The 18,483-nt window shown below is 64.3% G+C and carries 17 protein-coding genes, 1 tRNA gene and 1 pseudogene; 14 read left to right on the top strand and 5 right to left on the bottom strand.

What is annotated here, in order from left to right:
* Positions 1-1,165 (top strand): annotated as a pseudogene (locus tag Mlute_RS15565) (APC family permease); the annotation flags it as partial.
* 76 nt (positions 1,166-1,241) lie between these two features.
* Positions 1,242-3,164, top strand: coding sequence for a heavy metal translocating P-type ATPase (locus Mlute_RS03375; RefSeq protein ID WP_245958838.1), 1,923 nt, complete (start codon positions 1,242-1,244; stop codon positions 3,162-3,164).
* 44 nt (positions 3,165-3,208) lie between these two features.
* On the opposite strand, the gene Mlute_RS03370 is transcribed toward Mlute_RS03375, so the two are convergent.
* Positions 3,209-3,284: transfer RNA gene (locus Mlute_RS03370), tRNA-Ala, on the bottom strand.
* Positions 3,285-3,473: 189 nt separating this feature from the next.
* On the opposite strand from Mlute_RS03370, the gene Mlute_RS03365 reads away from it, so the two are divergent.
* The 10 genes from Mlute_RS03365 (at position 3,474) to Mlute_RS03320 (ending at position 11,917) form a co-directional block, all read left to right on the top strand.
* Positions 3,474-4,469 (top strand): aspartate-semialdehyde dehydrogenase, encoded by a 996-nt coding sequence (locus Mlute_RS03365; RefSeq protein WP_119359340.1) that lies wholly within the window; start codon positions 3,474-3,476, stop codon positions 4,467-4,469.
* Between the two features lie 29 nt (positions 4,470-4,498).
* A complete protein-coding gene (locus Mlute_RS03360; RefSeq protein ID WP_119359339.1) occupies positions 4,499-4,942 on the top strand; it encodes a hypothetical protein in 444 nt (147 codons plus the stop codon).
* Positions 4,943-4,966: 24 nt separating this feature from the next.
* Positions 4,967-5,929 carry a quinone oxidoreductase family protein gene (locus Mlute_RS03355; RefSeq protein ID WP_119359346.1) on the top strand — a complete coding sequence of 321 codons (963 nt, stop codon included), beginning with the start codon at positions 4,967-4,969 and terminating at the stop codon, positions 5,927-5,929.
* A gap of 161 nt (positions 5,930-6,090) precedes the next feature.
* Positions 6,091-7,011: a DUF4032 domain-containing protein gene (locus Mlute_RS03350; protein ID WP_119359345.1), complete on the top strand. Its 921-nt coding sequence runs from the start codon at positions 6,091-6,093 to the stop codon at positions 7,009-7,011.
* Positions 7,012-7,115: 104 nt separating this feature from the next.
* Positions 7,116-8,096, top strand: a complete 981-nt coding sequence (locus tag Mlute_RS03345) for a branched-chain amino acid ABC transporter permease (RefSeq protein WP_119359338.1) — start codon at positions 7,116-7,118, stop codon at positions 8,094-8,096.
* Positions 8,093-9,526: a branched-chain amino acid ABC transporter permease gene (locus tag Mlute_RS03340; RefSeq protein WP_119359337.1), complete on the top strand. Its 1,434-nt coding sequence runs from the start codon at positions 8,093-8,095 to the stop codon at positions 9,524-9,526. The genes Mlute_RS03345 and Mlute_RS03340 overlap by 4 nt, the downstream gene beginning before the upstream one ends.
* Complete coding sequence (locus tag Mlute_RS03335; RefSeq protein WP_119359336.1) at positions 9,523-10,326, top strand: ABC transporter ATP-binding protein; 804 nt, start codon at positions 9,523-9,525, stop codon at positions 10,324-10,326. The genes Mlute_RS03340 and Mlute_RS03335 overlap by 4 nt, the downstream gene beginning before the upstream one ends.
* Complete coding sequence (locus Mlute_RS03330; RefSeq protein ID WP_119359335.1) at positions 10,313-11,026, top strand: ABC transporter ATP-binding protein; 714 nt, start codon at positions 10,313-10,315, stop codon at positions 11,024-11,026. Before Mlute_RS03335 ends, Mlute_RS03330 begins: the two co-directional genes overlap by 14 nt.
* Positions 11,027-11,043: 17 nt before the next feature.
* Entirely contained in the window at positions 11,044-11,376 is a 333-nt protein-coding gene (locus tag Mlute_RS03325) for a cupin domain-containing protein (RefSeq protein ID WP_119359334.1), read from the top strand.
* A 1-nt stretch (position 11,377) separates the two neighbouring features.
* On the top strand, positions 11,378-11,917 hold the full coding sequence (locus tag Mlute_RS03320) for a GNAT family N-acetyltransferase (protein WP_119359333.1): 540 nt from the start codon (positions 11,378-11,380) through the stop codon (positions 11,915-11,917).
* On the opposite strand, the gene trpC is transcribed toward Mlute_RS03320, so the two are convergent.
* Positions 11,914-12,702 (bottom strand): indole-3-glycerol phosphate synthase TrpC, encoded by a 789-nt coding sequence (trpC, locus tag Mlute_RS03315; protein WP_119359332.1) that lies wholly within the window; start codon positions 12,700-12,702, stop codon positions 11,914-11,916. The two genes, Mlute_RS03320 and trpC, sit on opposite strands and share 4 nt — an antisense overlap.
* 94 nt (positions 12,703-12,796) lie before the next feature.
* Here trpC and Mlute_RS03310 point away from each other — a divergent pair, with 94 nt between their 5' ends.
* A complete protein-coding gene (locus Mlute_RS03310) occupies positions 12,797-13,705 on the top strand; it encodes a patatin-like phospholipase family protein (protein ID WP_119359344.1) in 909 nt (302 codons plus the stop codon).
* Here the strand turns inward: Mlute_RS03310 and Mlute_RS03305 are convergent.
* The 3 genes from Mlute_RS03305 to Mlute_RS03295 all read right to left on the bottom strand — a co-directional run bounded on the left by Mlute_RS03305 (position 13,592) and on the right by Mlute_RS03295 (position 17,143).
* The gene (locus tag Mlute_RS03305) at positions 13,592-14,041 is read right to left on the bottom strand and encodes a hypothetical protein (protein ID WP_119359331.1); all 450 of its coding nucleotides are present in this window, start codon (positions 14,039-14,041) and stop codon (positions 13,592-13,594) included. The genes Mlute_RS03310 and Mlute_RS03305 overlap by 114 nt on opposite strands.
* Positions 14,038-16,083: a TRAP transporter permease gene (locus Mlute_RS03300; RefSeq protein WP_119359330.1), complete on the bottom strand. Its 2,046-nt coding sequence runs from the start codon at positions 16,081-16,083 to the stop codon at positions 14,038-14,040. Before Mlute_RS03300 ends, Mlute_RS03305 begins: the two co-directional genes overlap by 4 nt.
* A gap of 112 nt (positions 16,084-16,195) precedes the next feature.
* Positions 16,196-17,143 (bottom strand): TAXI family TRAP transporter solute-binding subunit, encoded by a 948-nt coding sequence (locus tag Mlute_RS03295; protein ID WP_119359329.1) that lies wholly within the window; start codon positions 17,141-17,143, stop codon positions 16,196-16,198.
* A gap of 87 nt (positions 17,144-17,230) precedes the next feature.
* On the opposite strand from Mlute_RS03295, the gene Mlute_RS03290 reads away from it, so the two are divergent.
* Positions 17,231-18,475 carry a class I SAM-dependent RNA methyltransferase gene (locus tag Mlute_RS03290; protein WP_119359328.1) on the top strand — a complete coding sequence of 415 codons (1,245 nt, stop codon included), beginning with the start codon at positions 17,231-17,233 and terminating at the stop codon, positions 18,473-18,475.
* Positions 18,476-18,483: the final 8 nt, after the last annotated feature.

Below are 18,483 nucleotides of genomic sequence, written 5' to 3'. Positions count from 1 at the left end.
CGTGAGGGGGGGGCCGGGGGACACCGAGGCCCAGCCCTGGGGGCGGGTGCACAACACCCGCAAGCTGCTTTTGAGTGCGGCCCTTATCATGAGCGTTTTTCTGCTCTCCAGCAGCCTGGTTACCACCTTGCTGATTCCTTCTGGGGAATTCCAGCCGGGTGGGGCGGCCAATGGGCGGGCCCTGGCCTACCTGGCCCACGCCTACCTGGGGCCGGGGCTAGCCTCGCTGTACGACCTATCCACCATCCTCATTCTGTGGTTTGCCGGGGCCAGCGCCATGGCGGGCCTTCTGAACCTGGTGCCGCGCTACCTTCCCCGCTACGGCATGGCCCCCGAGTGGACCCGCATACCCCGGCCCTTGGTGCTCTTTTTCACCACCGTCGCCTTTGCCATAACCCTGCTTTTCCGGGCCGATGTGGACGCCCAGGGTGCGGCCTACGCTACGGGGGTGCTGGCCCTGATGACCTCAGCTTCCCTGGCGGTATTCCTCACTCTGCTGCGCCGGAAGGGCTGGGGGGGCACGGTTGGGTTTGGCCTTATCAGCCTGATTTTTGTCTATACCTGGGCGATGAACGTCCACGAGCGCCCCACCGGCCTCTGGATCGCCTTGCTGTTCATTGCGGCTGTTTTGGTTGTTTCGCTGGTTTCGAGGGTGCTGCGGGCCTTTGAGCTGCGGGTGGTGGAGGTGGAGCTAGACGAGGAGGCCCGGCGCTTTATCGCGCAGGCCCAGGGCGAGCTGCGCCTCATTGCCCACCACCGGGAGCGGGGCAGCGTCTTTGAGTATAGCCAGAAGGAGCAGGAGATGCGCCTGGAAACCCACCTGCCTGGCCAGGGCACGCTTTTGTTCTTAGAGGTGGCGGTGCTGGACCCTTCGGAGTTTTCTAGCCGGGTGCGGGTGATTGGGGTGCAGGTAGGCCCTTACCGGGTTCTGCGCACCCAGTCGGCCAGCGTGCCCAACGCTATAGCGGCCATCCTGCTCTACCTGCGCGATCAGACTGGACAGCGGCCTCATGTTTATTTGGAATGGGGCGATCTAGGCCCCTTTCAGCAGGCCCTGCGATTTCTCTTTTGGGGCGAAGGGGACATTGCGAGCCTCACCCACGAGATTTTGCGCCGGGCCGAGCCCGACCCGCGCCGCCGTCCGGTGGTGCATGTGGGCGGTTAGGCGCCTTTGACGCTGGGCTGGAGTCTTGTGGTTTTTATTGAAAATAGTTACTATTTTTATTTAGGAGATTGCTGCTATGAACGCTCTTGTTGTATCTGCTGAGGTTCCCAAGAAGCCCTGGGGTCGTTTATGGGTGGATGAGGTAGGCCGGGGCTTTTTCCTTTCTGCTGTGACCCTTTTAGGGGTGGTGGGCGGTTTTGTGGCTGAAGGCCTCGAGCAGCCCACCCTTCAGCTTGGCTGCTGGTTTTTGTCCTTTTTGGCTGGGGGGGTTCCCGCTGCCATTAAGGCCGCGCGCAGCCTGGTGGAGGAGCGCAAGCTTGATGTGGACCTGCTCATGGTGGTGGCGGCCTTGGGAGCCGCCTCGGTGGGCCGAGCGGGGGATGGGGCCGTTTTGCTGTTCTTATTTAGCCTCTCCAACGCCCTGCAAAGCTGGGCCATGCGGCGCACCCGGCGGGCCATTGAGGCCCTGATGACCCTTCACCCGGAGGGGGCCAGCGTGCTGCTGCCTGATGGACGGGAGGAGTGGAGGCCCCTGGAGGCGCTTCAACCGGGCGATGTTCTGCTGGTTCGGCCAGGCGAGCGCTTTGCTGCCGATGGCACGGTGCTGGAAGGCTATACCGATGTGGACGAGAGCGCCCTTACGGGCGAGAGCGTGCCGGTGGATAAGAGGCCCGGCGACCAGGTAAAAAGCGGCACCCTGAACGGGCACGGGGTGGTGCGGGTGCGGGTGGAGCGCCCCGCGGGCGAGAGCACGTTGGCCCAGCTTATCCGGTTGGTTGAGCGCGCCCAGGCCAGCAAGAGCCGCACCGAGCGCTTCGCGGAGCGTTTTGAGGGGCCCTACACGGTGGTGGTCCTGCTCTCGGCCCCGGTGATCTTCGCCCTGACCCACTTTGTCCTGGGGCTGGGGGCGGGCGAGGCCTGGTACCGGGCGATGACTTTTTTGGTGGTGGCCAGCCCCTGCGCGGTGGTCATCGCCACACCCGCCGCGGTGCTCTCAGCTATGGCGGCGGGGGCTCGAGCCGGGGTGCTCTTCAAGAGCGGGGCTGCCTTGGAGGCCCTGGCTCAAGCCCGCATCTTCGCCTTTGACAAGACCGGTACCCTGACCGAGGGCCGGATGCGGTTGGTGCGCCTGGATGTGCTCTATGGAAGCAAAGACGAGGCCTTGGCCCTGGCCGCGGGAATTGAGCGCTACAGCGAGCACCCCATTGCCCAGGCCATTGTCCAGGCCCACCGGGGCCCTGTGCCTGAGGTCCGGGAGGTGCGGGCCATCCGGGGGCACGGGGTGGTGGGGGCCCTGGCCGATGGGCGGCAGGTCTGGGTGGGCAACCGCCGTCTGCTGAAGGAGCTTGGAATAGATCTGCCCGGGGCCTTGGAAAGGCGTCTGATAGAGCTGGAAGAACAAGGCCAAACAACCGCGGTGCTGGGGGTGGAGGGTCGGCCGATGGCCCTGCTGGGGGTGGCGGATACGCCCCGACCCGAGGCGGCCCAGGTTGTTGCCCGGCTCAAGGCCCAAGGGGTCCGCGTCATCATGCTCACTGGGGACCGCAAGGTGGTGGCCGAGCATGTCGCGAAACAGCTCGGCATTGAGGAGGTCTATGCGGAGCTTTTGCCGGAGCAGAAGCTCCTGCGGGTCCAGCAGCTTGCTCGCGAGGGGACGGTGGTCATGGTGGGGGACGGCATCAACGACGCGCCAGCCCTCAACGCCGCGCATGTGGGGGTTTCAATGGCCGCAGGCTCGGACGTTTCCCTGGAGAGCGCCGACCTGGTGCTCATGAAAAACGACCTCACCCGCCTGGTTGGGGCCCAGCGGCTGGCCCGCGACACGGCCCGCACGGTCTACTTCAACCTGGCCTTTGCCCTGAGCGTGATTGGGGTGGTGGGGGCCTTCGCCCTGGCCGGTAAGGTGCCCCTGCCCCTGGGGGTAGTGGCCCACGAGGGGGGTACGGTGTTTGTGGTTTTGGTGGGCCTCCGCTTGTTGGCCCATCGGGTGCAGGGGTAAGGCCCTAAAAAATTTGGCTCGAGCCGCCTGGCTCGAGCTTCCTTTGGTGGAGCTGAGGGGACTCGAACCCCTGACCTTCTGAATGCCATTCAGACGCGCTCCCAACTGCGCCACAGCCCCGCAAACAGCAAGGGAAAGTATAGGGGGATAACCCCATCTCGTCAAGCCTAGTCCCTGTTGACTTTAGCCAAAGCCCGGCTTATGCTGGGGGCGGATGGTTTGGTATACCACCACTTCCTAGGCGGCGGCCTTAGGGCCGTCGCCTTGCCTGCCAGCTCGGCAGGTTTTTTGTTTGGAGGAGGATGCGCGATGCGAGTGGCCGTTGTGGGTGCGACCGGTGCGGTGGGCCGGGAGATTCTTAGGGTCTTGGAACGGCGCGAGTTTCCTGTCGGTGAGCTGAAGCTGTACGCCTCAGCCCGTTCGGCGGGGAGAAGCCTGAACTTCCGGGGCGAGGAGGTAGTTGTGGAGGTGCTGCCGGAGACCCCTCTGCCGGCGGATGTGGTCCTGGCCAGCGCGGGGGCGAGCATCTCCAAGCAGTACGCCTCGCTTTGGGCCAGGGAGTCGGTGGTCATTGACAACTCCTCGGCCTTCCGCTACGACCCGGAGGTGCCCCTGGTGGTGCCGGAGGTCAACCCAGAGGCGCTGAGGAAGCACAAGAACATCATCGCCAATCCCAACTGCACCACGGCCATCCTGGTGATGGCCCTTTTCCCCCTGCACCGCGCCTTTAGGGCCCGGCGGGTGATCGTAAGCACCTACCAGAGCGCTTCCGGCGCGGGGGCCAGCGGTATGGAGGAGCTGCTGGAAGGAACCCGGCGTTTTTTGGAGGGGCACCCCGTGGAGCACAAGGTGTTCGCCCATCCGTTGCCCTTCAACGTGATTCCCCACATTGACGCTTTTCAGGAGAACGGCTACACCCGGGAGGAGATGAAGGTGCTGTGGGAGACCCAGAAAATCATCGGCGATCCCACCCTTCGGGTTTCCTGCACGGCGGTTCGGGTGCCCACCCTGCGGGTTCACGCCGAGGCGGTCACGGTGGAGTTTGAGCGACCGGTGAGCCCCGAGGCGGCTCGAGAGGTGCTGCGCCAGGCCCCTGGGGTGGACCTGGTAGACGACCCGGCGCAAAAGCGCTACCCCCTTCCCATCACGGCCACCGGGAAGTTCAACGTGGAGGTAGGGCGGATTCGCAAGAGCCTGGTCTTTGACAACGGGCTGGACTTTTTTGTGGCGGGCGACCAGCTCCTCAAGGGGGCGGCCCTCAATGCCGTGCAGATTGCGGAGCTGCTGGCATCGGTGCCCAGGTGAGCTGTTATACTCAGCCTGGAGGTACGCGCATGCGCAAGTGGGCTGTGCTTTTCCTGCTCCTGCTCGCTCCTTCCTTTGCCCAAAGCCTTCAGGTAATGGCGGGGAGCGCTTTTGGTCTGAACGCTGGGGCCCGGTTCTCCCTGGCACCTTTACTGGACGGGCGGGTCTACGCCGGGGCCAACTTTTTCACCGGAGGGGTGGCCTCGCTGGGGGGTGGCGCTGACCTTCTGGCCTCTGTGCCCCTGACCGATTTATACGCCGGGGCTGGGCTCTTTTACGCCACCGGAACCACCGTTTCTCTGCTGAACCAAGGGCCTGCCGCTGGGGGGCTGGGCCTGCGAGGGGTGGTGGGAACCTACCTAAACGTGGGGCTCCCGTTGGTAGGGGTTTTCGTGGAGGTTCACCCCATGTACTTCCTGGGTTCAAACGCCTTTGGCCTAGGAGGGGCGGTGGGGGTGAACCTGGGCTTCTGAGGCCTTCGGTGGGGTCCTATGCGCATGAAAGCCATCCGCGTTCACCAGCCGGGCGGCCCCGAGGCCATGGTGCTGGAGGAAGTGACCATTCCTACCCCGGGAGAGGGTCAGGTCCTGGTGCGGCTCCAGGCTGCCGGGGTTAACTTCATAGACACCTATAAGCGTTCCGGCCTGTACCCTGTCCCCACCCCCTTCACGGTGGGCGAGGAGGGCGCCGGGGTGGTGGAGGCTGTGGGGCCGGGGGTCTTTCAGGTTCGGCCCGGGGATAGGGTGGTCTACTGCAACGTGCAGGGCAGCTACGCGGAGTACGCTGTGGTGCCTGCCGACAAGCTGGTGCTCATTCCCGAGGGGCTGGAGGCCAAAGTGGCCGCGGCCGCCATGCTCCAGGGGCTCACCGCCCATTACCTGGTCAAAAGCACCTACCCCCTTAGCCCGGGGGAGACCTGCTTGGTGCACGCTGGGGCAGGGGGGGTGGGGCTTCTCCTTATCCAGATGGCCAAGATGGTTGGGGCCACGGTCATCGCCACCGCTTCCTCTGAGGCTAAGCGGCTTTTGGCCAAGGAGGCCGGGGCCGACCACACGCTGCCCTACGAGGGTTTTGACCAAGGGGTGCGCGAGCTCACCGGGGGAAAAGGGGTGGACGTGGTCTACGATGGGGTGGGCCAAGCTACCTGGGAAGGCAGCCTGAACAGCCTGCGGGTGCGGGGGATGCTGGTGCTTTATGGCCAGAGCAGCGGCCCGGTGCCCCCCTTTGACCCTCAGGTGCTCAACCGGAAAGGCGGCCTCTACCTGACCCGCCCTTCCCTGTGGCACTACACCCAGACCCGCGAGGAGCTGGAATGGCGGGCCTCCGAGGTGATGGGGTGGGCTCGAGAGGGCAGTCTTAAAATCCGTATCGGCGCTGAGTTTCCGCTGGAGCAGGCCGTTCAGGCCCACAGAGCCCTGCAGGGACGCGAAACCACCGGCAAGGTGCTGCTCGTTCTCTAACCCCAACCGGGGCGCAGGGGGTCTTGGGAAAGACCCCCGCTTTTCATCGCGGCCATGACTGGGGTGCTACTATAGGGATGGGCCGGTTCGTTCCCGGCCAAATCCCTAGGCGTACAGGCGGTGTCCTTTTCGTTGTGGTTGAGGTGCAGGGTTTTCTCGCTATGGATTTGGAGCGCCAAGCCCAGTTTGAGGCCGAGGCTCTTTCGCGCCGGGTGCTCTTGCACGACATACTCCGCAGGCTGCAGGGAAAGCCCAACGACCTTCTGCCCTACAGCCTGGTTTCGGCCTTGCGGCCCCGGGGTGAGGCTTACAAGGGGCTACAGACCATTGAGGTAGACAAGATTATAGGCAGCGTTGACCGTTACGGCGACTTTGACGCCGAGTTTCTCCCCAAGGAGCCCCACACCCTGGACCGCTGGGCCAGGCTTCGGCAGGCCCAGCTCCAAGGAGTGGAGTTTCCCCCAATAGAGGTCTACAAAGTGGGGGAGGCCTACTTTGTAAAAGACGGCAACCACCGCACCGCTTTAGCCAAAGCCTTGGGGCAGCGTTACATTGACGCCTATGTCATTGAGCTGGATGTCCCGGTGGAACTGGACCCCAAGGACACCCCAAGGGACGTCATCCTAAAGGGCGAGTACGCCCAGTTTTTGGAAAAGACCCGGCTTTCCCAGCTACGCCCTGGCCATGAGCCCATCCTCTTTAGCAAACCAGGCCGCTATTTTAGCAAACCAGGCCGCTATGACGTTTTGCTGGACCACATCCGCACGCACCAGTACTTTATGGGCCTGGACCAGAAGCGCTCGGTGAGCTGGGAGGAGGCGGTGACCGATTGGTACGACAACCTCTACCTTCCCACGGTGTTGCAGATCCGTGAGAACGGCGTGCTTAGGGATTTCCCCGGGCGCACCGAGGCCGATTTGTACCTTTGGATCTCGGACCACCGTTACTTCCTCTCCCAGGCCCTGGGGCACGACATAGGCCCGGCCGAGGCTGCCCGCTCGGCACGCCTGCAGGCCCACAGGAGTCCCTTGGATCGCCTTTGGGAATGGCTCAGCTCCAAGCTTATAGCCCCAATAAGTTAGATGCCCTGTTGTCAGCAACCAGAGCAACCTTTATACTCTGGCAGGCTAAAGCGCAAAAGGGTACGGCGTGTCACAATGGCGTGCCCTATGCGTAGGAGGTTCGCTTGACGTTGGGTGACCTGATTGCCATCCTGCCGCAGACCATCTTAGAGGGCCTGCTGCTGGGCTTTGTCTACGCCATGGTGGCCCTGGGCTACACCATGGTTTACGGGGTGCTGGGCCTCATCAACTTTGCCCACTCCGAGGTCTTCATGATAGGGGCGGTGATTGGGCTCGAGGTCTTCCGCTTTTGGGGCAACCCTGCCGCCCCGGTTATCCCCAACCCTTTCCTCCTCCTGCTGGTGGCCCTTCTGTTCGCTGCGGTGGGTTCGGGTTTTATGGCCGTGCTGGTGGAGCGCTTCGCCTACCGCCCCTTGCGGAAGCGGGGCAGCAAGAACATCCTGGTGCCCATGATTACCGCTATTGGGGTCTCGTTCTTGCTGCAAGACCTGACCCGCATTTACGCAGCCCTGCGCCACAACGAGTTCAACATGCAGTACCGCACCTACGAGGCCCTCAACCAGGTCTTTGAGCTGCCCCTTCAGACCACCATCCAGATGAAGGGGGTGCTCATCATAGGGGTCTCTGTTCTGATGCTCATCGGCCTTACCTACCTGGTCAACCGCACCAAGCTGGGCAAGGCCATACGCGCGGTTTCGCAGGACATGCAGACCGCCGCCCTGATGGGGATTAATCCCGACACCATCATATCCCGCACCTTCCTGATTGGGGGTGCCTTAGGGGGGGTAGCAGGGGTGCTCTTTGGCCTTCTTTACACCAACGTTACCCCCTACTCCGGGGTGCTCCCAGGGCTGAAGGCCTTCACCTCGGCGGTGCTGGGAGGCATCGGGAACATCCCTGGGGCCATGGTGGGGGGGCTGATTCTGGGTCAGCTCGAGACCCTCTCGGGGACCTACCTGCCCTTCCTGACCAACGGCAACTTCGGCACGGAGTACAAGGACGTCTTCGCTTTCTTGACCCTGGTCCTCCTCCTGCTCTTCCGGCCCCAGGGCATCTTTGGCCAGAACGTGAGCGAGAAGGTATGAACGGCTATGTTTTCCCCTTCACCCTGGCCTTTACCGCCCTTTCGGTGGTGGGGGCGCTCCTCAGGCCTGCCAGCGACCTGGTCAACCTGGCCCTTCTGGCATCGGTGGCCCTGGTCAGCCTAGGCCGGATGTCCACCGCTTGGCGCTCGGGCCTGCTGGCGGTGCTAGCCTTGACCCTGACCCTCCTCTTGCGCCTCAACCCAGGGGACAAGCTGGCCTTTTATGGTCTTTTGGGCGTTCTGATCGCCTGCTTCTTGCTGCCCAATCTCTCCACCCTGGTCCGGGTGGCGCTGGGGGCGGCCATCCTTTTCATCTCCGTGCCTATTGCAGGGCTTACCAACTCCTTCCTGTTTGAGCTGGGCATCCAAATTGGAATTTTCGCCGCCTTGGCCCTGGGCCTCAACGTGGTGGTGGGCCAGGCTGGGCTTCTGGACCTGGGCTTTGCGGCCTTCTTTGCCATAGGAGCCTACACCTGGGGCATCTTTGGCTCCCCGCAGGCCGCCCAGTTCATTGAGGGGTTCCCGCCCGGTGGTCTCCCCGGGAACTACCTCTACCTTTTCATGGCCTTGGCCATCATTACCGCAGCCATCACCGGCGTGCTTATTGGGCTGCCGGCCCTTCGGTTGCGGGGCGACTACCTGGCCATCGTCACCCTGGGCCTGGGCGAGGTGGTGCGGGTCTTCGCCAACAACCTGGACAAGCCCCTCAACATCACCAACGGCCCCCAGGGCATTACCCCGGTGAACCGGCCCGAGGTGGGTTTCCTCACCCAGTTCCTGCAGGCTATTGGGGCCGAGCAGGTATACGGCAAGCCCATTGACAGCTACATCACCTACGCCTTTTTCTTCTACCTGTTGGTGCTTTTGGTCATCGGGGTGGTCATTTTGGTGAACATCCGCCTGGCCAACTCTCGCTTTGGGCGGGCCTGGGTGGCCATCCGCGAGGATGAGATTGCGGCCAAGGCCATGGGAATACCCCTTCTGCCCACCAAGCTTCTGGCCTTTGCCACCGGCGCGGCCTTTTCGGGGATTATGGGGGCTATCTTTGCTGCCAAGCAGACCTTTGTGAGCCCGGAGTCCTTTACCCTGCAGGCTTCCATCAACATCCTGGCCTTTGTCATTCTGGGCGGTATGGGCTCAATTGGGGGAGCGGTGGTGGGGGCCGCGGCGGTTACAGTGCTCAACATTGGCCTTTTGAAGGACTTCTCCGACCTACTCAACACCTGGCGCCAGACCGGGGTCACCATCCTGGGGTACAACATGGCCAACCTTCCGCCCCAGCTCAACCCGGCCAAGTACGAGCGCCTGGTCTTCGGGGTAATCCTAATCCTCATGATGATTTTCCGCCCGGAGGGGCTGATTCCCGAGCAGAGGCATCGGGTGGAGATGCAGGAGGCCCGCCAGGAGGCTAAGGAAGGGGGTGGCAAATGAGCGAGCTGGCCCTGGATGTGCAGGGGGTGACCAAAAGGTTTGGCGGGCTGGTGGCGGTCAACGAGGTGAGCCTGCAGGTGCGGCCCAAGGAAATTTTCTCGGTAATCGGCCCCAACGGCGCCGGGAAAACCACCTTTTTCAACCTGCTCACCGGCATCTACAGGCCTGACTCGGGGCGGGTGGTCTTCTTTGGGCAGGACATCACCGGCCGTTCACCCGACTGGGTGGCCCGCAACGGGATTGGCCGCACCTTCCAGAACATCCGTCTCTTCAAGGCCATGACGGTCCTGGAGAATGTGCTGGTGGGCCACCACACCCACACCCACCAGAGCTACTTTGATGTGCTCTTGCACACCCCCCGTTTTCACGCCTCTGAGAAGAAGGCCAGGGCCCGGGCCATGGAGCTTTTGGCCTACATGAACCTGGATAGGCGGGCCGAGGAGCTAGCCTCGGCGCTCTCTTACGGGGAGCAGCGGCGGCTCGAGATTGCCCGCGCGCTGGCCTTGGAGCCCCGGCTGCTCTTCTTGGACGAGCCTGCCGCAGGTATGAACGAGCAGGAGACAGAGGACTTGAAGACCCGGGTGCGTAGGCTGCGGGACGAGCTGGGGTTGACCATCGTCCTGATTGAGCACGATATGGCCATGGTGATGAGCATTTCCGACCGGATCGCGGTGCTCGAGTACGGCAGCAAAATTGCCGAGGGGCTGCCCCACGAGGTCCGCAGCGACCCCCGGGTCATTGAGGCCTACTTGGGTAAAGGTGCGGCCGGACAGGCTGGAGGGACCCATGCCCCTGCTTGAGGTCAAGGACATCCACACCTACTACGGCCATATCCACGCCCTGAAGGGGGTTTCGCTGACCGTGGAGGAAGGGGAGATTGTCACCCTGATTGGGGCCAACGGCGCAGGCAAGAGTACCACCTTGCGCACCATCAGCGGTATGAACAAGCCCCGGAAGGGCGAGGTCATCTACCAGGGCCAGCCCATCCACAAGCTCCCGGCAGATAGGATCGTAGCCCTTGGTCTGGGGCACGTGCCGGAAGGGCGCCGCATCTTTCCCCGTATGACCGTGGAGGAGAACCTGGACATGGGGGGGTTTCTAATCAAAGACCCCCGGGTGCTCCAGGAGCGCAAGGAGCAGGTCTTCGCCCTTTTTCCCCGCCTGGCCGAGCGGCGCCACCAGAAGGGCGGCACCCTCTCTGGGGGCGAGCAGCAGATGCTCGCGATTGGCCGGGCCCTGATGCAGGACCCCAAGCTGCTCCTGATGGATGAGCCCTCTATGGGGCTGGCCCCGGTGCTGGTGGACTTCATCTTTGAGATTATCCAGAAGCTCAACCAGCAGGGCAAAACTATCCTCCTGGTGGAGCAGAACGCCCGCCTCGCCTTGCAGATTGCCCACCGGGGCTACGTGCTTCAGACCGGTCAGCTGGCCCTGAGTGGCCCGGCCAAGGAGTTGGCGGCCCGCCCGGAGATTCAGGAGGCCTACTTGGGTGGGCGCTAGCCCGGTAGAATCGGCTTATGGCTAGGTTCGCCCACACTCCAAAGCTGCCCGCCATACAGACCCCTGCGGCCATTCTCCGGCCTTTTGCTGGGGAAAAGCTGATGCTGCTCCGGGCCGAGGCCAAGGCCGGGGCTGTTCTGCCGGCCCACGCTCATCCGCATGAGCAGATAACCCTGGTCTTTTCGGGGCGGATGCGGCTTCGGGTGGGGGAGACATGGCTCGAGCTGGGCCCAGGGGACGTGGCCCACGTGCCTGGAGGGGTTGAGCACGAGGTGGTCTTCCTGGAGGACACGGTGGCCTTTGACGCTTTCCACCCTCTGCGGGAGGACCTTTTGGAAAAGCTTCGCTAGCGTGCAGGCCGAGGTCACCACCTACTATCTGGAGATGCTCTCGCCTCAGGCGCTGCGCCCCAAGCGGGGTGCCCCGGAGGGCTTTTTGCTGATGAAGGCTGAGATTCCAAGCGCCGAGCTGCAGCGCTTTCTCTACCGCGGCGTGGGGGGCAACTGGTACTGGTACGAGAAGGCCCACTGGGACTACCAGCAGTGGCTGGCCTACGCAAAAAACCCCAACCTCCACACCTGGGTGGCCTACCTCAGGGGTACGCCGGCGGGGTACTTCCAGCTCGAGCTCCAACCCGAGGCCAACGTGGAAATTGTGTACTTTGGCCTCTTTCCCCAGTTTGCCGGGATGGGCCTAGGGGGGTACCTGCTCACCTGTGCCCTGGAGGAGGCCTGGCGGCTTGGGGCCCGCCGGGTCTGGGTGCACACCTGCTCCTTGGACAGCCCCCGGGCCCTGGCCAACTACTTAGCCCGCGGGATGCGGCTTTACAAGACCGAGACCCGCCTCCTAGAGATCCCCGACCGGCCCCCAGGCCCCTGGGAGGGAGCCTAGGCGGCCCCCGTGGGGCGCATCCGTGCGACGGCTTCCCTCCAGTCCCCGCTTTGGGCCAGGCTGGTGCCTATCAGCACCGCGTCAAACAACCCGGTGAGCTCCCTGAGCTGGCCGGGCTCGCTGTAGCCTGACTCCGCCACCAGAAGCCCTCGGAACCCCGCCGCGCGGGCCCGCTGGCCCAGCCGCGGGGCGTTGGCCCGGTCCACGCTCAGGTCGGCCAGGTTGCGGTTGTTGATCCCGATGATGGAGGCCCCTGCAGCCAAGGCCAGCTCGAGCTCGGCCTCGTCGTGGACCTCTACCAACGCGTCCAGCCCCTCAGAACGGGCCAGCCTCAAGTAGGCCTCCGTGAGCTGTCCTAGCACCGCCACAATCAGCAGCACCGCGGAGGCCCCCAGCGCCCGGGCCTGGGCTATCTGCAGGGGGTGCACGGTGAAGTCCTTGCGGAGGATGGGCAGCCCCACCGCCTGGCGTACCTCAATCAGGTCTCGGTCGGAGCCAGCAAAGTAGTGGGGCTCGGTGAGGACGCTGATGGCCTGGGCACCGCCCGCGGCGTAGGCCTGGGCCACCTGGGCCGCGTCCAGGGCCGCGATTTCCCCCTGGGAGGGGCTTTTCCGCTTTACCTCGGCGATAAGGGAGAGGCCCGGCCCGCTTAGGGCTCGAGCGAAGGAAGGAGGGGCTTGCGGGGGTGGGTCAAAGGTGTTTTTTTCCAAGGCCGCCACCTCGGCGTAGCGCCGCCGGCAAATCTCCCCCAAAACTCCGGGCACCCGGGACAGGTCGGGAACCATAGCGGCCTTATGCTACCGCAACTTTCTGGGGATGAAGCCTGAATTAAAAGAGCCTTCACTACCTCGGGTCTAGGCTTTTGCTACCATGGCCTCTATGAGAGGCATTGTGCTGGCCCTGGGGGGAGGAGGCGTGCGGGGCACCGCCCATCTGGCGCTTTTGGATGTGCTGCGTGAGGCCCAGATACCCGTGGTGGGGCTGGCCGGGAGCTCGGCCGGGGCTTTGGCCGCCGCGATGTACGCCTTTGACCGGCAGATGCGTCCTGCGGAGCTGGCCGAGTGGCTCAAAGACCCCGAGCTCGAGCGGCTGCAGAAAAACGACGCCCTTCACCAGATGTTCCGGCTGGTGGAGTTCCTGCGCAGGCCCTACCTGGCCGAGGGGAGTAAAATTCGCCAAGGCTTTCGGGCCCTCTTCGGGAATTGCCGGATTGAGGAAAGCCCCATCCCTCTGGTCATCCAAGCCTGCGACCTGCACACCGGTGAGCTGGTGATGCTCAAAGCCGGGCCGGTGGCGGAAGCCCTGGCCGCCAGCAGCGCGGTTCCCAGCGTTTTTCCTCCGGTGCGCTGGCACGGGCGGTGGTTGGTGGACGGCGATGTGGCGGAGAAGGTGCCGGTCACCGCGGCCAAGGCCCTGGGGTTGGGGCCGGTGGTGGCGGTGGACGTCTCCAACCGCCCGGTGGCGAGCGAGCCCAAGAGTGCGCTCGAGGCAGCCCTCCAGGCCGGTGAGGCTTCGCGTCGCCGGCTGTTGAGCCTGGCCCTGGCCCAGGCCGACCTGAGCATTGCCCTGGCTGCCGACCCTCCTATCGAAACCTTCGACTACACCCAGGCCGAGCGGGCCTACGAGCTGGGCCGCATCCGGGCTGAAGAGGCCCTACCCCAGATACGCCAGCTTTTAGCCGGGCCTACCCCGGGGGCTTCGCCTTGGTGGCTCCGGCTGGCCCAGCGCAAGCCAAAGCCTCAGCCATCCCGCTCCGTACCCGAGCAGGCCCAGCCCCCCAAACCCTAGGGCTGCTGCTTCCTGGCCCATCCGGCTCAGGACCAAGGCGCTGAGCCCGGCGGTGCCCAACCACAAAGCGTCCAGGAAGACCCGCTGGGCTGGGGCCAGTTTCCCTCCGGTCCGCCGCCTAAGGGCCAGAACAAGCCCTAGGAGGAGGAGGAAAAATCCCCCCACCCCTAGGACCACTCCTCCCGGCAGGCCCCTCAGGTCGGGGAGGGCCCAGGCGGCTAGGAGTAGGTGAAGGCCCTGTGGAACCAGGGCCATGAGGCTGAGCTGGAGTAGGCCCAGCCGCCGCACCGGTGGCGGTGCGGCCTGGTCAAGAAGCGCCCCTAGGTAGAGCCTCATGCCTGGGTGGGCCTGTGCGAGAACCGCTGCCAGAGGAGGGCCAGCCCCATCAGCAAGAGCCCTACCACCTCTAGCCGGGGGTTGTCGGGTATTAGCAAGAAGGCCGCCCCCAGGTAGAGCAGGCGCTGGAGGGGGTTGGCCGGGCCCCACAGGTAGCCCAAGGTGGCCCCGGAGAAAGCCGCAAGCCCTATCAGGGCGCTGAGAACGATGCGGGCCCCCTCGAGGAAACCCTCTACCCCGATGAGCAGCAGGCCGGGGTTGAAGAAGATCATGTAGGCCAAAAGGGCCGTACGCAGCTCGTAGATAAAGCCCTGCACCCCGGTCTGGAAGGGGTTGCCCCGGGCGATGGCCGAGGCGGCGTAGGCGGCCAGGGCCACCGGAGGGGTGGAGTCGGCCATGATGCCGAAGTAGAAGGCGAACATGTGGGCCACAATCTTGAGAATGGGCACCTCAATCCCCGAGAAGGTCAACGCGCCGTAGTCCACCCCGCTTTGCTCGGCGATTTTGGTGATCACCGGGACCACCAGGCTGGCCATAACCACGTAGTTCGCGGTGGTGGGCAGGCCCATCCCGAGCACCAGGCTGATGATCTGGGCCAGGAAAAGGGTGAGCAGCAGGTTCCCCCCGGAGATGGTCTGCAAGAGGTCGGTCAGGCCAAAGCCAATGTTGGTGATGAGGACCACCGCGACAATGATGCCGGCTAGGGCGGTGGCAATGGCGATGCCCACCATGTTGCGGGCCCCGTTGGCAAAGCCGTCTATGAGGATTCGGAAAAAGGAGCCCAGGCCCGCCACCCAGCCCGCCCCCTGCCTCCAGGCCCGGTAGAGCTCCTGCACGAGTACCACCCCGATCATCATGAAGATGGTGTTGAGCGCAGCCCGTTCAGGGGACAGCCCGGCCACCAGCAGGGCGTAGAGCAGGTAGGCCAGCGGCAGGATGTAGTGGGCCCCGGCCCGCAGGGTTGGCCCAAAGCGAGGCAGCTCCGAACGGGGTAGGCCCCGCAGGCCCAGTTTGGCCGCTTCCAGGTCTACCAGGATGAAGAGGGTGAGGTAGGCCAGGAGCGCAGGAACCGCTGCCATCAGCACCAGGGCCGAGTAGGGTACCCCCAGGAAGTCGGCCATGATGAAGGCCGCCGCGCCCATTACTGGGGGCATGAGCTGACCGTTTGAGCTGGCCGCGACCTCCACTGCCCCGGCCTTTTCCGGGGAATAGCCGGCCCGGCGCATGGCCGGGATGGTGAAGGTGCCGGTGGTCACCACGTTGGAGATGGAGGAGCCCGAGACCACCCCGGTGAGCGCGGAGGATACGATGGAGGCCTTGGCCGGGCCGCCCCGCACCCCACCCAGGAGGCTAAAGGCCAGGTCGGTGAACCACTTGCCGGCTCCGGCCCGCTCAAGAATCGCCCCAAAGAGCACAAAGACGAAGACCGTGCGGGCAGCCACCCCTAGGGGGGTTCCCCAGATGCTGTCCGAGGCGTTCATAAAGAGCTGGCTCACCAGGGAACGCCACTGAACCCCAGCGTGTAGCTGGCCCAGCAGGCCCGGAAGCTGGCCCTGCAAAAGCCCCTGGGGGCCGGTAAGGGCAAAGAGCATGAAGAGTATGGTGATGATGGACATGGCCGGCCCTAAGGCCCGCCAGCCGGCCAGCAGGAGCATCAGGATGGTGACGCTGCCGACCACCAGGTCGGTCTGGTTGGCTAGGCCGCCGCGCACCTCTATCATCTCCTTGTACTGCCACATCACGTAGCCCGCCGAGAGGGTGGCGGTGAGGCCCAGTATCCAGTCAAAGAGGGGTATGCGTTCCCGGGGGCTCTTTTTGTTGAAGGGGTAGACCAAGAAGACCAAGGCGAAAGCGAAGGCCAGGTGGGCTGCGCGGAAGAACAGGGCGTCAAGGGAACCCATCCAGGTGGCCCAGACCTGGAAGAGGCTCCAGCCCACCGCCAGGCCCAGGATAATCCAGCGGGCCGCGCCGGTGGGCCTGCGCCCACCCAGCTCGGCCTCCTCCACCATCTGCCGGGCCTGGGTTTGCTCTTTTTCTCTCATGCGAAACCTCCAGCTCGAGCCCAGGGGCGCGGCTCGAGCAAAGCTGGCATAGTTTTACACCAATCCCCAAAAGAAAGGGGCCGACCCAGGTCGGCCCCGCTGAGAACGGGGTCTAGCGGATGATGCGCTTTTCCCGGTAGTAGCGCTCGGCCCCAGGGTGGAGCGGGATAGGAAGGTTGCGCGCTGCAGCGTTAAGGTTGAAGAAGCGCTGTAGGTTGGGGTGGATGGCCTTGAACTCGGGGTTGTCAAAGGTGGCCTTCAGCATGTTGTAGACCACATCCGCATTCACGCTTTCGGCCGCCAGCCACATCGAGAGCACCGCCACCGAGGGGGTGGTCACGTCCACACCTCGGTAGACCCCCCCGTCAATGTTGAAGGCCCGGTAGAAGGGGTACTTCTTGGCCAGTTCCTGGACCCGGCGGTACTCCACCTCAACGAGCTGGATGCGAAGGGTCTGGGCGGCTTGGCCGATGACAGAGGCGCCTAGACCCCCGGTGAAGAAGAAGGCGTCGGCCCGGCCGTCTTGCATCAGGGCCAGGGCGTTGTTGGGGTTGACCCGGATGGCCTCGCGCAGGTCGCTTAGGCTAAGGCCGTAGGCCTCTAGAATCTGCCGGGCGTTTTGCTCCGTGCCGGAGCCCACGTCCCCGATGACCACCCGCTTACCTCTGAGGTCGGCGATGGTGTTGATGCCCGAGCCAGCCCGGGCCACCACGTGCACCACCTCGGGGTAGAGGATGCCCACTGCCCGGATGGACTTGACCGCCTTACCCTCAAAGGCAGGGATGCAGCAGCCCTGGTAGGCGTAGTAGGCGATGTCGTTCTGGGCCAGGCCCATTTGCAGCTCGCCGGAGGCGATGGCGTTGATGTTGAAGACCGAACCGCCGGTGGAGCGGGCGTTGGCCCGCACGCCGATGTTGGCGTCGTTGACCAGCTTGGCAATTCCGGTGGCCACGGGGAAGTAGACCCCTGTGGTGCCGCCCGAGCCGATGGTGATGAAGGTCTGGGCCAGCGTGGAGCCAGCCAGGGCCAGTACGGCTAGGAACAAAAAGCACTTCCTCATCTATCCCTCCTTGACCGGGCTGATTATTTCCCAAGTATCGGACCCGCGTCAACCTTGGAGGTAGGTCTGTGGGTTTAAGCTGAGTGGGTGACCAGGCTGCGTATAGAGAAGCTGGTTCCTGGAGGGCTAGGGTTGGCCCGCACCCCTGAGGGGGTTGCCCTGGTGCGCGGGGGGCTTCCGGGTGAGCTGGTAGAGGCCGAGCTGCGCCCCCGCAAGAACCACCTGGAAGGCTGGGTAAAGCGGCTCCTCGAGGCCCACCCCGAGCGATACCCTAAGCCCCTTCCCCCCTCCGCCGACCTGCCCTTGGCCTACAGGGCCCAGCTTCCCTTGAAGCAAGGGCTGGTGAGGGAGGTCCTGGCCCGCATTGCCAGGGTAGACCTCGAGCCCCACCCCATCGCGCCTAGTCCCTCCTATGGCCCCGAGCCGGGCCTTCACTACCGCACCGCGGCCCAGTACGCCCTCCATCCCCTGGGAGGGCTGGCCTATCGGTACCCTGGCACCTACGACCTCCTGCGGCTTGATGGCGACCCCCTCATCGCAAAGCCCATGGAAGCCGTCTTTTCCCTTCTAAGCGGCTGGCCCCTGGGGGGCTTGGAGGAGGTGGCGTTGCGGGCCTCGCTCTACGAGGGCCGCGTTTTGGTGGCTTTTATTGGTGGGGCGCCAGGTCTATTGAAAAGGAGCGCCCGGGCCCTATTGCAAGAGGGTGTGGCCGGGGTGGTTTGGGCTGAAGCCAGCCCTAAGGGGCGCTTTCGGGGCCTGGTGCGCCCCCTAGGGGGTGAGCTGAGTTTGTTGGAGAAGTTCGGGGATGTGCTCGCCACCATCAGCGTTCAAAGCTTTGCCCAGGTCAACCCCAAGGCGGCTGGAAGCCTCTACCAGGAAGCCGCCCATCTTGCAGGCAGTGGCCGCAAGGCAGTGGAGTTGTACGCGGGAAGTGGGGTACTAAGCCTGCACCTAGCCCCTCGCTTTGAAGAGGTGGTAGCGGTGGAGATTAGCCACGATGCGGTGAAGCGAGGCGAGGCCGACCGGAGGCGGATGGGGGTGGAGAACCTGGTCTTCCATCGCGACGACGCCAGGGTGCTGCCCCAGCTTCTTCCGGCGGAGTTGGTGGCGGTCAACCCCCCTCGAGCAGGGCTCTCGGCGGAGGTGGTTCGGGCGCTGCTCGAGGGGCGCCCGCCGCGCATCCTCTACATCGCCTGCGACCCTGCCACCTGGGCTCGCGACGTGGGGCGGCTGGTCCGAGGAGGGTACCGGCTGGTTTTCGCCCGTCCTTACGACTTCTACCCATTCACCCACCACGTGGAGGTGCTAAGCCTTCTGGTCTTGGGCCCTTGACCTGTGGC

Origin of the sequence: Meiothermus luteus (assembly GCF_003574085.1) — a bacterium.
GTDB classification, from domain to species: domain Bacteria; phylum Deinococcota; class Deinococci; order Deinococcales; family Thermaceae; genus Meiothermus; species Meiothermus luteus.
The sequence above is the reverse complement of the archived record's forward strand: the minus strand, read 5'-3'. Positions and strand labels throughout refer to the sequence as shown.

What these genes read in the sequence shown, in the direction of transcription:
- Mlute_RS03375 (WP_245958838.1), top strand. Translation starts at nt 1,242, where the DNA reads ATGAACGCTCTTGTTGTATCTGCTGAGGTTCCCAAGAAGCCCTGGGGT.
- Mlute_RS03365 (WP_119359340.1), top strand. Translation starts at nt 3,474, where the DNA reads ATGCGAGTGGCCGTTGTGGGTGCGACCGGTGCGGTGGGCCGGGAGATT.
- Mlute_RS03360 (WP_119359339.1), top strand. Translation starts at nt 4,499, where the DNA reads ATGCGCAAGTGGGCTGTGCTTTTCCTGCTCCTGCTCGCTCCTTCCTTT.
- Mlute_RS03355 (WP_119359346.1), top strand. Translation starts at nt 4,967, where the DNA reads ATGAAAGCCATCCGCGTTCACCAGCCGGGCGGCCCCGAGGCCATGGTG.
- Mlute_RS03350 (WP_119359345.1), top strand. Translation starts at nt 6,091, where the DNA reads ATGGATTTGGAGCGCCAAGCCCAGTTTGAGGCCGAGGCTCTTTCGCGC.
- Mlute_RS03340 (WP_119359337.1), top strand. Translation starts at nt 8,093, where the DNA reads ATGAACGGCTATGTTTTCCCCTTCACCCTGGCCTTTACCGCCCTTTCG.
- Mlute_RS03335 (WP_119359336.1), top strand. Translation starts at nt 9,523, where the DNA reads ATGAGCGAGCTGGCCCTGGATGTGCAGGGGGTGACCAAAAGGTTTGGC.
- Mlute_RS03330 (WP_119359335.1), top strand. Translation starts at nt 10,313, where the DNA reads ATGCCCCTGCTTGAGGTCAAGGACATCCACACCTACTACGGCCATATC.
- Mlute_RS03325 (WP_119359334.1), top strand. Translation starts at nt 11,044, where the DNA reads ATGGCTAGGTTCGCCCACACTCCAAAGCTGCCCGCCATACAGACCCCT.
- trpC (WP_119359332.1), bottom strand. Translation starts at nt 12,702, where the DNA reads ATGGTTCCCGACCTGTCCCGGGTGCCCGGAGTTTTGGGGGAGATTTGC.
- Mlute_RS03310 (WP_119359344.1), top strand. Translation starts at nt 12,797, where the DNA reads ATGAGAGGCATTGTGCTGGCCCTGGGGGGAGGAGGCGTGCGGGGCACC.
- Mlute_RS03305 (WP_119359331.1), bottom strand. Translation starts at nt 14,041, where the DNA reads ATGAGGCTCTACCTAGGGGCGCTTCTTGACCAGGCCGCACCGCCACCG.
- Mlute_RS03300 (WP_119359330.1), bottom strand. Translation starts at nt 16,083, where the DNA reads ATGAGAGAAAAAGAGCAAACCCAGGCCCGGCAGATGGTGGAGGAGGCC.
- Mlute_RS03295 (WP_119359329.1), bottom strand. Translation starts at nt 17,143, where the DNA reads ATGAGGAAGTGCTTTTTGTTCCTAGCCGTACTGGCCCTGGCTGGCTCC.